General features: G+C 63.4%; 9 protein-coding genes and 1 tRNA gene. 1 reads left to right on the top strand and 9 read right to left on the bottom strand.

Annotated elements, in window-relative coordinates; all coding sequences use genetic code 11:
* The first annotated feature begins 4 nt into the window (after positions 1–4).
* Positions 5–577 (top strand): GspH/FimT family pseudopilin, encoded by a 573-nt coding sequence (locus LMF57_RS07060; protein ID WP_229291146.1) that lies wholly within the window; start codon positions 5–7, stop codon positions 575–577.
* Between the two features lie 63 nt (positions 578–640).
* Here LMF57_RS07060 and LMF57_RS07055 read toward each other — a convergent pair.
* The 9 genes from LMF57_RS07055 to LMF57_RS07015 all read right to left on the bottom strand — a co-directional run bounded on the left by LMF57_RS07055 (position 641) and on the right by LMF57_RS07015 (position 13,548).
* Positions 641–717, bottom strand: a tRNA-Asn gene (locus LMF57_RS07055).
* 51 nt (positions 718–768) lie between these two features.
* Positions 769–1,182, bottom strand: a complete 414-nt coding sequence (locus LMF57_RS07050) for a type IV pilin protein (protein ID WP_140226509.1) — start codon at positions 1,180–1,182, stop codon at positions 769–771.
* A gap of 25 nt (positions 1,183–1,207) precedes the next feature.
* Positions 1,208–5,848 (bottom strand): PilC/PilY family type IV pilus protein, encoded by a 4,641-nt coding sequence (locus LMF57_RS07045; protein ID WP_208082021.1) that lies wholly within the window; start codon positions 5,846–5,848, stop codon positions 1,208–1,210.
* Complete coding sequence (locus tag LMF57_RS07040) at positions 5,845–6,336, bottom strand: PilX N-terminal domain-containing pilus assembly protein (RefSeq protein ID WP_140226511.1); 492 nt, start codon at positions 6,334–6,336, stop codon at positions 5,845–5,847. Before LMF57_RS07040 ends, LMF57_RS07045 begins: the two co-directional genes overlap by 4 nt.
* 7 nt (positions 6,337–6,343) lie before the next feature.
* A complete protein-coding gene (locus LMF57_RS07035; protein ID WP_229291145.1) occupies positions 6,344–7,537 on the bottom strand; it encodes a PilW family protein in 1,194 nt (397 codons plus the stop codon).
* On the bottom strand, positions 7,534–8,004 hold the full coding sequence (gene pilV / locus LMF57_RS07030; RefSeq protein WP_140226512.1) for a type IV pilus modification protein PilV: 471 nt from the start codon (positions 8,002–8,004) through the stop codon (positions 7,534–7,536). The genes LMF57_RS07035 and pilV overlap by 4 nt, the downstream gene beginning before the upstream one ends.
* A complete protein-coding gene (locus tag LMF57_RS07025; RefSeq protein WP_208082022.1) occupies positions 8,001–8,519 on the bottom strand; it encodes a Tfp pilus assembly protein FimT/FimU in 519 nt (172 codons plus the stop codon). Before LMF57_RS07025 ends, pilV begins: the two co-directional genes overlap by 4 nt.
* A gap of 172 nt (positions 8,520–8,691) precedes the next feature.
* Positions 8,692–10,080 (bottom strand): nucleotide 5'-monophosphate nucleosidase PpnN, encoded by a 1,389-nt coding sequence (gene ppnN, locus LMF57_RS07020; RefSeq protein ID WP_025875258.1) that lies wholly within the window; start codon positions 10,078–10,080, stop codon positions 8,692–8,694.
* A gap of 252 nt (positions 10,081–10,332) precedes the next feature.
* A complete protein-coding gene (locus LMF57_RS07015) occupies positions 10,333–13,548 on the bottom strand; it encodes a TonB-dependent receptor (RefSeq protein ID WP_208082023.1) in 3,216 nt (1,071 codons plus the stop codon).
* Positions 13,549–13,756: the final 208 nt, after the last annotated feature.

The following is a 13,756-nucleotide window of genomic DNA, read 5'->3' as shown; positions in this document are numbered from 1 at the left end:
GCTGATGGTCGCCATCAAGGCCTGCAGCCACGCTGTGGCCATGCCTGCGGCCACTCTCCTTCCCCACCCTGCGCGCCTGTCGCGCGGCCTTCACCTGCTGGAACTGGTGATCGTGCTGATGGTGTTGTCGGTTCTGCTGGCCTTGGCCTGGGGGCCGTGGCAACGCACGATCCGCCATCTGCAAGCCGAATCACTGCGCGCCGAACTGGCCACCAGCCTGGCACTGGCGCGCAGTACAGCCACCACCCAGCGCCGAAGAGTGACGGTCTGTGGGTCGGACGACGCCGTGAACTGCGGCAACGCCTGGAATCAGGGCTGGCTGGTACGGATGGAACCTCCGCCCTGGGCAGCGGCGACCGACGCCGCCGTCATCCACGTGCGGGAGCCTCTACCGGCAGCTGTGCGGATGCAATCCAGCCAGCACCGCCTCCATGTGCAGTTCCTGCCGGATGGTCGCAATGCCGGCACCAATCAGTCACTGCTGCTTTGCGTGGACGGCAAGGAACACAGCAGGGTGATCATCAGCGTAGGCGGACGCGTGCGCAGCGAGCGACCACGCTCTGAAAAGCCCTGCTGAACGCGGCCGACACCGGCTCCAAAAAACGAAAAAAGCCGCGATTTCTCGCGGCTTTCACGAATCTGGCGCCCGAAGTTGGACTCGAACCAACGACCCCCTGATTAACAGTCAAGTGCTCTAACCGGCTGAGCTATTCGGGCGGGGAGGCGCATTCTAGACGCTCATTGCGACGGTTGCAACACCCCCGACCGTTACCAGCATCCCGCCACCTTGGCTGCGGTGGGCGTCTTGCGACCGGCCTGATCCAGAGTGAGGGTGCCGCACTTGTCTTTGTCCTGACCAGTCCCCGGCACCGCCTGCAGCGTGAATGCCGATGACGTGGCCGCACCGGACAGCGACAGCGTGTAGTACGACTTGCCATCCCGAGGCGACTGGGTGAACGGCAGCGTCATCCCGCTGTACGTGTTCTGCACGGTATGGAAACGCTCCAGCTGCTGTGCCAGTTCCACCAGGTCCGCCTTGGCCTGAGCACGCCGGGATTTACGGACGTGCTCGCTGTAGGAAGGAATGGCGACGGCGGCGAGGATCGCAACAACGGCGACCGTGATCATCAACTCGATCAGCGTGAATCCGCGGGCCATGCGGCGGCGGCTGCAAGTCTTCATTCTTCAATGTCCTCGAACTGCATCATCAGCGGATCTGGCGCCACGACTGGCGACCGCAGGGACGCGGCTTGTACAGCGGATCGGCGCCGGGACTGCGCAGCACGAACGTACAGGCTTCGGCCTCAAGCAGCTTGTCGACCGTACAGCTGGAAGTGGTCGGGTCGCAAGGCGTCAGCTTGGGCACGAACATGCTGGTATCCGTCACCGGCGGCCCCTGCCCCAGATCTCCACCCTTGGTCAGCGCCACGCCCGCACAGTTGCCAGTACAGATCGAGGTTCCACCGATGGTCGAACTCAACCCACTCATGGCTCCTTCGCCGGTCAACAGGTTCAGGCCGTACATCCAGTTCACGCCACCACCGCTGCCACAGATGGCCGTGCCGGGAACGTAGGTGGTGAAGTACACCGTGCCACCCTGCACGTTCGGGTTGCCCACGAAGCGTTCACCTTCGATGCTGCCGTTCACCACCAGGTCCACATACCAGCCGCGAACGGTGCCGTACACGAAACTGGTGCTGCTGACGGCACGCGCCGAGTAACCATCGGTGGCCGTTGTGGTGATGATGTTCTGCTGCACCAGGTTGGCGCGACCGCCAGCCGCCGTCTGCAGGTTGTCCCACACACCGTACAGGCTCTGCACCGGCGACGAGCTGCTCACTGCATTGTCATCTGCAGCGAAATACTGGCCCGTGCCAAAGAACAGGCTGACGCCACCGCTGGGACCACGGGTTACTTCGATGCCGCCCATGATCGGCTGCGGTTTGCTGTTACGCACAGCTGTGAACAGCGGCGCCCCACCCAGTGCCACGCCCCAATTGGCCGGGTTGGCATCGGACAGATCGAACTTCCACAGATTGCCCTGCATGTCGCCGCTGTACACCGTATCGGTGATGCCGTCGTTGTTCTTCAGCGCCACTGTGGCGACGTTGATCAGCCCGTTGCGGTTGGCGTAGGCCGCACCGGTCGGGGAGATCCTGCGCAGCACCTTGCCGGTGGCGATGTCGACCACGAACAGAACGGGCTTGCCGCTGGTGGAATTGACGCCGTTGCCGAACAGCGCGACGAAACGTGGCTGGCCACCAGCCGTGGTCCCCGATACCGGAACCACCACCGGCTTGCCGAGTACGAAACCCAGATCCGACTCGGTCTTGCCCGAAACTTCCCACAGCACGTTGCTGGCAGCGAAACCTGTCGGATTGCCCACATCGAGCGCGAACACCGAACCATTGCTGGCCTTGCCGCCGCTGGGCGCGACCGACGAGCCGCCACCACCGGTGGTACCCACCAGCACGGTGCGCCAATTACTGCCGTCGTATACGTCCGACGATGTCAGCGGACCATCCACGTAGTAGCGGTGACCATACTTGGGATTGGCCAGTTCAGCGATGTGCTGCAGCGATGAAGACGGAATGAAGGCCAGCTCCTCGGTCCCGGCTGCGGCAGTGTCCGAGCCGTTGAAACCATGCAGCATGCCGTCGTTGGCACCCACATAGACCATCGTCGGTGGGCCACTGCTGGCCTGCTTTGCCTTCAGATACGTGGCGTACGACGTTCCCAGCGTCTTCTTCCACGCGGCTGCCTGGACGCTCCAGTAGCTGTAACCAAAGTCATCACGGTTGGAGACAACCTCGGTACCCGAGTTGACGATATCGCCCAGCGGCGAGGTGCGAGTACGGAAACCACTGATGGCCGCGCCGCGCAGGTAGCTGACCAGATTGGCCGATGTCTTGCCGGTGTACCAGTCCGGACGCGTGACCAGGCCCAGGGCCGCCGCCTTCGCATTGTCGTCGGCGCCGGGCAGGTTGGCCGAAGTAAACTCTGCCACCTTCGCAGCAGTAACCGTATCCTTGGCCGAATCGGTTGAGGTGGGTGCGGTCGCCATGTAGATGCGCCGGGTTGAAGAGGCGATCTTGCTTGATGCTCGCCACAGCTCTGCACCGTCGGCGCCGGTATTGGTGACCCGCGTGGCGATGACATCACCGGTCCAGTCGTTGCTGCCGGAGGGTACGCGGAAATGCGACGCTACCGTGAACGAACCGGTGCTGATGCGCGCGCCCGAGCCACTGCCACCCACAGGCGCATCGCCCTCGGCCGCGCTGTCGAAGATCTCTTCCAGCGCCTGTTTCAGCTTGGTCGGGTTGCGAGCCAGGAAGTAGTTGTCCGGCACGCCCTTTTTTTTGCTGTCCCATGCCTTGCCACCCGCAGGGACGCCGTACTTCGCCGCATACCACAACGGGCTTTCCAGCTGCCCGGCAGCGTTGGTCGACGCCTTGTACTTGATGACCACCGGCTTCTGCCAGTTGCTGGGGAAGTTGTTGGTGGTGCTCAGCACGGAGCCGTTGGAGTTACCCGGGCGCAGCGCGAGGCGCTGCACGGTATTGGATGCGTTGGAACCGGTGATCGTATAGCCCGTCAGCATCGCGTTGCCGGCATAGGCAGACAGGTTTTCGATGCGGACCAGCACCTCATCCTCAGCCACGGTGCCGCTGACGGTACCGTTTGTGTTGCAGACCGCAGCATTGTTTGCAGCGCTGACACTTTTGCTGGTATCGGCACGCCAGCAGATGTTGTTGAAGCCGGATGCGTCGTTGCAGGTCGCGCCCACACAGTAGCTCATCATGGCCACAACGTCATTGTCGTGGTCATTTCCCCACAGCGAGTCTTCCCATACCAGCGAAAAACTGCCGGCCTTTGCATCTGGGCGGTAAGGACGGCCATAGACGAGGTTGCCACCGCTGCTGTTGGCCTCCTTGATGCCGATCCCCACTGAACCCAGGAAGCAGCTGCGCCAGCCGTTGGTGGTCTGCGTCGCGCTGCCGGAATTGTTGGCCTGGCACAGCGGCGCCAGACCGATCTTGCGTCCGCCCACCGCAATTTCAAACTGCGGCAGGTTTTCGGCCATCGCGACGGTATAGGTAGTCGCCGTCAGCTTGTACGACGAGGGCTTGCTCTGCACGCCCGGGCGCATGTCGGTCTCGGCAGCCGCTTTGGCCAGGCCAGCCATCATGTAGCTGCCCTCCATCGAAGGGATATCGGGGCAGATGCCGCGCGCCTTGCTCAGGCTGGTTACGGCCCGACCTTGGCAGATATCTTCATGGGTATTGAGCGAAGTGCCTTTAGGGGTGTCGCCGATACGGCCGATCATGTACGTGTTGCCGGCGATGCCTTCGGCAGCGCCGATGGCATCGGTAGCCGTGGTGGCGGCGGCCAGATTGGCCACCGAGCCGATATTGTCGCTGTCGAACGAGGGCAGGCCCGAGGACAGGACCAGGATGCTGCAGGTCGCGCAGTAGGAGTTGCCACCATCTGCAGGCAGACGATAGGGATCCTTCCAGGCCACGCTGGTTGGCAGGCCGCTGAGGTCGCCACTGTCCCCGTAGATCTTGGCACCGCCCCCCACGTAGCGAAGTGCCTCGGCGTACATCTCCGCCAGAGGATTACCCCAGGCACTGCACTTCTGGCCACTGGTGCCCGGGTCGGCCAGGTTGCCATTGCCTCCCTGGTCCTGACGATTGAGGATGCCGTAGGTATTGCAGTCGTTCCAGTTGTTGCTCCAGTTCCATTGATCAATACGGAAGTTGGAGATCGTGTTGATGATGCCTTCGGCACCACTGGCCAGCGTGCTGCAGAACTGGCCAGTGGACAGGTTGATCTCATCGCCCGCGGCACAGAACGTGGTGCCGTTGCCGGCGATCTTGCCGATGTTGCGACGCAGGACGCCGCCGTCGCGCGGACTGGAGTAAGTGCCACTGATCAGGCCGAAGCGCAGGCGCCCGCTCTCACCATAGGTCTGCAGCACGCCAGCCGGCTTGTAACGGTCTGTGGCACCATCGTTGTACTTGCGGCAATTGCTTTCGCGCAAGGCTGCGTTGGTCGAGCCGCACACTTCGGCACGCACGGTGTAGTCAGCCGTCGAGCGCGGCGTATCCGCACTGCCCTCGCCAGAGCGATTGACGCCGCACTGGTAGGACGCGGTGGACGCCCACTCAGACCAGTTGCCCGACGCAACACGCATCAGCGGCGCACCATTGGCGGCGATGGTCGCATTGCAGAATGACTGGGTGCCGGAAAGTGGCGTGAAACTGCCGATGTCGCTGCCGCTGTAGACCTTGACCCAGGCATGAAGATCATTGGGAATCTGCGCGCGCTCGATGACAGTCTTGTCCTTCGTGTCTTCCGAACGCTGTCCGCCATAGAGCACGCCGCGCATCACGTCCAGGCGGCTCATCGTCACCCAGTTGAGGAAGTTGCCGGACCAGGCACTGCTGCAACTGTGGCCGTTTGCACCACCTGCGGTGGCAGACGCCTTGAACACGCCACTGGCGTACGCATAGCACAGCTTGGAATCGAAGTAGCCGCCGTACTCGAATGCATCCAGATAGGTGGTATCAAGAATGCCGTCCGGCTCCCCGCCCGGCCCACCGCCGATGTCGCTGTAGTCGCTGTAGGCCTTGTTGAACAGCTGCTCGTCGCGCGACATCACCATCATCATCAGCGGCGGCTGGCTCTGCTTGGTGTACAGCGGCTCCTGGGCGATATCGTAGTCGCCGAGCGCGGCCTGCAGCGGAAGAATCAGCGCGGCCAACCCGGCCAGCACAGCGACCCCGGCCCCGGCACGCAGCCAGGTCGAAGTGCGGAGACGAAGGAAACGACGTTCGTTGTTCATGGGATGAAGACCGTGTCGATGACGGCACTTGCGGAGGCGTCGGTGGGGGCATCACTGGCCAGGGCCGTGACCTGGTAGGTGTTTCCGGTTTCTTCGTTGGCGCGCTTCCCGGTCTTGATGCTGGAGCCGGTGGGGCCGGAAGAGCACTTGTCGATACGCCGGGTATAACTAGCTGCCGTCTTGCTGACACCGTTGGCCCAGGTCAGCGGATCGTAGGTCGGGCTGCACTCTTCCTGGTCGGCACTGAAGACGTTCGCGCTGTCCAGCGCGGTCTTGATGCTGGTCTCGATCTGGCGTGCACTGGATTCGGCATTCTGGAACGCCAGGTTCGTGCGCAGGTAGTTGGAAGCCATGCGCTCCTGCATGCTGGTGACCTGCATGCCGGCGATGCCGATCAATGCCAGCAGAATGAGCATGATGAGGGCTACATAAAGCACCGCGCCGCGTTGGCGGTGGGGAGCGACGGGCCGGAATCGGTGGGAGCGCATGATGACCTCAGTTGCCGAACAGGCGGTTGCGCAGTGCGACGGTAGTCTGGTAGACCGCGCGCATGCGTCCATCGGTAGGTGCGGTATAGGTGACCCCCATGGATACCAGCGCGGCGTTGGTGTCCGCCTGGCGGGCCGCTGCCGGATCCGGACTTGATACGAGCAGGCCCACCTGGACTACACCGACCCGGCGCCAGGCCAGCCCGACGTCGCTGGGCAATGACTCCTGCACCGCCTTCGCCGTACCCTGGCGATCGATGTAACCCGAAGGCCGGGCGCCCAGGCTGCGGTCCTGGCCGTAAAGCAGCTGCAGGTTCTCCACGCCCTCCACCATCGCTTCGGGGCTGGACGCCACCAGGTCGCCATTGGGCGCCGCGCCAAAGCGGACCCGGTACAGCGAGCTTTGCTTGGTGTTCGCGTCATAGCCAACGTAGTAAACAGCGCTTTCCGCGCGATACAGCATCGCCTGACCGAGCATGTAGCCAGTGCTGAAGGTACGTGAGCCGTTCAACTTCACGGTGTCGAAGGTGATGGTGCCGGCCGTTGCGTTGACTGCGCTGGCCTGGAAAACCGTGGCCGAACCACAATCGGCAACGCCGAAAAGCCCCGGGTTGGTGACGCCGCTGCGCAGCACCGGCCAACGCGCGGCCTCAAAGGAGTACACCGGCTTTTCGATGGTCCCGCCAATGGCCGTGATCGGAACGCCGTCTGGCATCAGATAACGCAGGGCGATGATGTCGCTGCCGTCGACCCGGTTGGTCAGCGCGCTGGCGATGGCCGTCGGCAGCGCCGGGTTATAGGCGGTTCCGCCCGTCGCCGGAGTCGCCGCCAGCGTCAGCGCCTTACCCGGCTCGGTGCCGGTGGCTTCGTAGCCCTGGACGGAACGCATGAAATCGAGCCCCGGATTGGCAGCGCCATCCAGCGTCGAGCGCAGCGTGGACGTCAACTCCATCGTATGCGCCTGGTCATTGGTACAGCCGAAATGGCCGGCCATTCGGATCTCACGCTGCAGCGTATCCATTGCGAAACGGCTGTTCTCCTGCACGCGGGCAAGACCCTCGGACAGCTGATAGGCGGTGCGCGAAGCAGAGAACACCTGCACCACGGCCAACAGGATGATCAGGCCGATGACCAGCGAGATCATCAGCTCGATCAGCGACAGGCCATGCATGCGCCGGGGAGATGAGCTGACGCGGCTCACAGGCGGGTACTCGCGGTGAAGGTGGTGTCGACCGCATCTGCCTTCCAGCGTTCGTCGCCCCAGGTGACCTGAACCGAATACAGGTTGCCATTGCGGGTGACCGAGGCTTTACTCTCCGCGCCCAGCGATTTACCCAGCCGGCAGCGCCAGTCAGTCATGTAGGTCTCCTTGGCGATGGCCGTGCCGGTAGGTGGTGCGCACTTGGTGGTTGTTGCGGTGTAATCACCTACGTACAGCGGTGCTGCAACGCGGTTGGCACGGATCTGGTCCAGCAGTTCGTAGCTGAGATTGGTGGCCTGGGTCCGGAAATTCGCGCTCTGCACGTAGCGGACGTTCATTGTCTGCAGCAGCGCGAAGCCCAGCAGGCCGAAGCCCAGCACGAGGATCGCGATCAGCACTTCGATCAGGGTGAAACCCTGCTGCGTGCGCCCGGAAAAACGACGGCGTTGATGCGCTGCGCGTGTCACTTGCAGGCCTCCTTCTGCAGGCGGGTCTGCCCGGTAAGCGAAATGGTCAACCGCCGCTGCAGCGGTTGGCTGCCGCAGTCGCTCGGACGCAGAGTGATGTCCTGCGCGGTTACGGCGCGGCTGCGGCCACGGGGGTCGAAGGCGATGGTAAGGGCCTGGTCGCTGACGCCCTGCATCTTCGTCCGCGCCTCTGCGTAGCGCAGCACGACCTCACCGGCATCGAAGCTGCCGTTGCCATTGGCATCATTCCAGACCATCCAGCCGTCGGCCCAGGTCTTGCCATCGCAGCTGGTGCCGGCCGTTGAAGCACATACCCCGCCGCCGTGTGTCCCACGGATGGCTTCCGAGCGCGCCAACGCCAGCGAGGCCATCAACTCGTTGCTGGTGGTGGCCATGCGATTGGAGCGGATCGTGCCCTGGAAGCTGGGATAGGCAATGGTGCTCAGGATCGCCAGCACGGCAATCGTGACCATCAGTTCGACCAGCGTGAAGCCGTTGGACCGGCGAAAGAACATTGGACGCTCCCCAGCGTGTTGGTGGCCACGATGGCGCACCGGCCTGCCGCCGGCAAGCGGCGGCAGGATGAACGGTCAGATCCGGGCGACGGGCGTCAAAGCCTTGACATCCCGCCCTCCCCCACCGGTCCGGCGCGGTCCCCGCCGCGCCGTCCAGCCACCCTCGCCTCGCTTACGCCAGCACCTGGTAGCAGGGCTGGTATTCACCGGAGATCTTCATCCGGCGCTGCTCGACGAAGGCACGCAACAGCGCGTCCAGGGCCTGCATCATGTCGGGGTCGCCATGGATCTGGAACGGCCCGAACTCCTCGATGCGGCGCATGCCGTCTTCCTTCACGTTGCCGGCGACGATGCCCGAGAAGGCCCGGCGCAGGTCGGCTGCCAGCGCGTGCGGCGCACGCCCGTGGTGCAGGTCCAGCGCCGCCATCGCTTCGTGGGTCGGCACGAACGGCTGCTGGTATTCCCACGGAATCTCGATGGACCAGTTGAAGAAGAACGAATCCTTCTGCGCCAGGCGATGCTCGCGCACGCGCTTGATGCCGGCCGACATCTTCTTGGCCACCGCCACCGGGTCGCCGATGACGATTTCGTAGCGCTCGGCCGCGGCGTCGCCCAGGGTCAGGCGGATGAAGCGGTCGATCTGCTCGAAGTATGGCGCGGCCACGGTCGGGCCGGTCAGGATCAGCGGGAACGGCAGGTCCTTGTTCTCCTCGCGCAGCAGGATGCCGAGCAGGTACAGGATCTCTTCGGCGGTACCCACGCCACCGGCGAACACGATGATGCCGTGGCCGATGCGGACGAAGGCCTCAAGGCGCTTCTCGATGTCCGGCATGATCACCAGGTGGTTGACGATCGGGTTCGGCGACTCGGCGGCGATGATGCCCGGCTCGGTCAGGCCGATGTAGCGCGTCACGGTCCGGCGCTGCTTGGCGTGGGCGATGGTGGCGCCCTTCATCGGGCCCTTCATCGCACCCGGGCCGCAGCCGGTGCAGATGTCCAGGCCGCGCAGGCCCAGCTCGTAACCGACCTGCTTGGTATACAGGTATTCGTCGCGCGAAATCGAGTGGCCGCCCCAGCAGACCACGAGGTTCGGATCACCCGGGTTGAGGATGCGCGCATTGCGCAGCAGCCCGAACACCGCATTGGTGATGCCCTCGGACGACTCCAGCTCGGCCGCGTAGGCCGGGCCCATCTCGATGGCCATGTACGCCAGGTCGCGGACCACCGCGAACAGCAGCTCGGCCACGCCGCGGATGATCTCGCCATCGACGAACGCCATCGCAGGCGCATTGGCCAGGTCGATGCGCACGCCGCGATCCTGCTGTGCGACCTGGATGTCGAAATCGGGGTAAAGATCGCGCGCGGCGCGCGGATCATCGGAGGCACTGCCACTGGTCAGCACGGCCAGCGCGCAGCGGCGCAGCAGCTCGTGCATGCCACCACTGGAGGCGTCGCGCAGGCGCGCAACCTCGGCCCGCGACAGCACATCCAGGCCACCACGCGGGTAGATCCGCGCGTCCTGCACCGGCAGCGTCCGCGCTGCCTTTTCATTCGTTGTCATATCCACTTTTCTGCTTCCTTCAAGGTTTCCGACTGTACTGCCGCCCCCTTAAAAAGCAAAACGGCCGGGAAGCCCGACCGTTGGATAGGTGCGTCCCGCGTTCGCCGCTCCGGGACCGCTTCGGCGGCATCTGCGCCGCGCACGCGGGCTGATGCTACGCCGATGCCCTGCCCCTCGCAAGGATTATCACCTGAACGGAAAACGGCCGGGTTTCCCCGGCCGTTTCCCTTTACTGCTTCAGGCTCTGAAGGATCAGAACTTGTACTTCAGGGTCAGCTGCATCGACCAGCGCGACACGGCGGTGTTGCCCTTGTCGTTGTTGTTTTCCTGGATCGACGAATCGTCAGCACCGGTGAACGAGTACACATACTTGCCGGTGGCCGGATCGATACCGGCGTAGTTGGCAACACGGCGGGTCGAGTAGAAGCCGTAATCGTCGATCAGGCCCCACTTCTTGTTGATCAGGTTGCCGACATTCATGATGTCCAGCGCGATCTCACCCTTGTGGCTCTTCACGAAGCCCGGGAACTCCTGGCTGATGCGGACATCGAAGGAGTTGATCCACTTGGCACGGTGCTGGTTGGCCGGGACGACGCTGCCACGGTAGGCCTCGAGCTCCGGATTCTTTGCGAGCCAGTCGAAGAAGCTCTTCTCCATCGCCGCGCCACCGGTGAACAGCACGTCGCCCGGTGCATTCGGCACGTAGAACAGGTCGTTGGTAGTTGCACCATCGCCGTTGGCATCGTTGTAGAAGATGTAGCTGTACGGACGGCCCGAGCGACCTTCGTAGAACAGGCCGATGCGGGTGGCGTTGTCACCGAAGAAGTTGTGCTTCCATTCCAGAGTGCCGGTGATGCGGTCCTTGATCGCGTAACGCGAATTGTAGGCCACGTCTTCATTGGCATTGAAGATCAGCGTGTTGTTCCAGTTCGAGGTGTTCTGCGAGCTGGACAGCGGGCTGACTTCCTTCGACTGGGTGTAGGTGTAACCCAGCGACCAGCCCCAGTTCTCGGTCAGCGGCTTGGCCAGCGAGAAGGTCGCCTGGCTGCCACGGCCCTTGTCGGTGTTGCGCATGACCAGTACATCGCCCATGTCGCTCGGACGGTTGGCGCGGTCACCCGCCCCCTTGGTGCCGGTGGACATGCCGAAGTTGGTGCCCTTTTCGATACGGGCGTTGGCCGGGTTGCGACCCGCTTCGTTCCAGTAGATGGCACGGCCGTCAGGGCCGTAGGTGGTCGGCGCGGACACGTCCAGGCGGTCGAAGTAGATGCCGTCCTTGACCTTGGTCACCAGCAGTTCGGCCGACGCCACGATGCCGTACCACGGCAGCTCATGGTCGAACGCCAGGTTGGCCTTCCACACCGACGGCAGGCGGGTGCCCGGCGCGATGATGTCCACGTTCTGACGGGCCGAAGCCGGGCCACCGGCCGGAACATACGGGTTGTTGCCGTCCGGGGTGAAGGAACCCACCGGCGGGTTGCGCTGGTCATACTCGATGTAGTTCAGACCGGTGTTCTGGTACGCACCGGCCAGCCAGACGTTCGGGGCGGCGCCACCGAACAGGCCCACGCCACCGCGCAGCTGGGTCGGACGCTCGCTGTCGAAGGTGTAGTTGAAGCCGACACGCGGCTGCACCAGGTTCTTGTCGACCAGCTTGGTGTTGTTGAAGCCGTACAGCTGCTCGATACGGGGGTTGTACAGGCGCTGGCTGCTGAAGTCAGGCATGTCGATGCGCACGCCGAACATCAGGTTCAGGTTGTAGTTGATCGCCCAGGTGTCCTGCACGAACACGCCGGTGTTCTTCAGGGTGAAGTCGGCCGGGATGTCACTGCGGCTGCCGTCGGCGCGCGGCGCACGCAGCTGGTAGCGCGCGGCCCTGCCCGCCAGGAAGTCGTTGACGCTGTCGAATTCGTAGACGCCGTTGAGATTGCGGCCATAGAAGTTCATCAGCTCGTTCTTCGAATAATCGAAGCCGAACTTGACGGTGTGGTCACCGACGTACCAGGTACCCGCACCGAAGGCGCTCAGCTCCTTCGACTCGACGATGTTGACGTGGGAATTCTGCTCGGTACCGACGTACAGCGAATCGTTGCCCGAGCGGATGCGGATCTGCGGCATGTCGACCAGCGGCACGCGGTTGGCCGAGTAATCCTTGTGCGAGACCTTGAACTCGGTCGAGAAGTTCTCGGACCAGTCGCTGAACAGTTCACCCATCCAGGTTTCGTATTCGGTCGGCTGCTGGTACCAGAAGTTGCTCAGCGAGATCGCGCTGCTGCTGACCTGCGGGAAGCGAACGACGTTCTGCTCCATCTTGTTGTAGCGCAGGGCGGCACGATGGTTCTCGTTGATGTTCCAGTCCAGCTTGACCGCGTACTCTTCGATTTCGGTCTTGCTGTTCGGCGCAGCCAGGCTGCCCGGGTCATACCCCAGGTTGCCCAGGTAGTTCTGGACATCGGTGATCTGCTGCTGGGTGATGGTGCCCTTGCCGATCGGGGTGTCGCTCAGGCTGATGCCGGCGGCCGAACGCTCGTACTTTTCGTAGTTGCTGAAGAAGAACAGCTTGTCCTTGACGATCGGGCCGCCGAAGGTCATGCCATAGGTCTTCTCGTCTTCGAAGCCGTTGAAGTCCTGGCGGTCGCCTTCCAGGCGCGAACGGACCATGTCCTTGTCGCGGTACGAACCGTACACGGTGCCGTGGAATTCATTGGTGCCCGACTTGGTCACGGCGTTGATCACCGCGCCGGTACCACCAGCGATGGTGGTGTCGTAGTTGGCCAGGTCGATGTTGATTTCCTGGATGGCGTCCATCGACACCGGCTGACGCTCGGTCGGCAGGTTGTTGGAGCCCAGGCCGAACGGATCGGAGGCACTGATGCCGTCGATGCGGATGGCGTTGTAACGGGTGTTCTGGCCACCGGCCGAAATCGCACCGTCAGCCTTGCTGACCTGCGAGATGCGCGGGTCGAGGCGGACGTAGTCCTGGATGTTGCGGTTGGCCGACGGCAACGCATCCATCGTTTCGCGGGTCACGTTGGTGCCGGTGCCCATCTTGTTGGCGCTGAAGATGTCCAGGCCACCCGCGGTCGCGACGACGTTCACGGCATCCAGGTTGGTGGCGGCAACATCGCCGGCCAGGTTGGCGTTGACCGTGTTGACCTGGTTCAGGTTCAGGTAGACACCTTCTTCGGTCTTGGTGCCCTCACCCGGCTTGGTGATGGTGATGGTGTACGGACCACCCACGCGCAGACCACGCGCGTTGTAACGACCCGACGCATCGGTGGTCGCGCGCGAAACAGTGCCCGACTCGGTGTGGGTGATGGTGACTTCAGCACCGGCCACGGGGGTGCCCGCGTTGGACACGACCTGGCCGCCGACACCGGCAGAGGTGCTCTGGGCGAAGGCGGGAGCGGCGGCGAGCGCAGCCACGAGACCAAGGGTAAGCTTGGACATCCGGAGTGGGTGGGTCATTTTTCGGTAGCCTCGATGCGAGTTGGGCGATGGCGGAAAAAAAGCGCATCCAAGCAGCCTTGCGGGTGGCTGACTGGACATTTATCTGGGGTTCCCTACCGTGAACGGCAGCTGCCGCAACGGTTAACACTAGATTAACACGCTACGCTTTGAATGTGACGGTTGTGCGACAAACGGCACCGGATCGCAACGCTATCGTGACGGAACC

The organism is Stenotrophomonas sp. SI-NJAU-1, from assembly GCF_020883215.1.
GTDB lineage: Bacteria > Pseudomonadota > Gammaproteobacteria > Xanthomonadales > Xanthomonadaceae > Stenotrophomonas > Stenotrophomonas indicatrix.
This window is presented reverse-complemented; position numbering and strand designations above follow the sequence as displayed.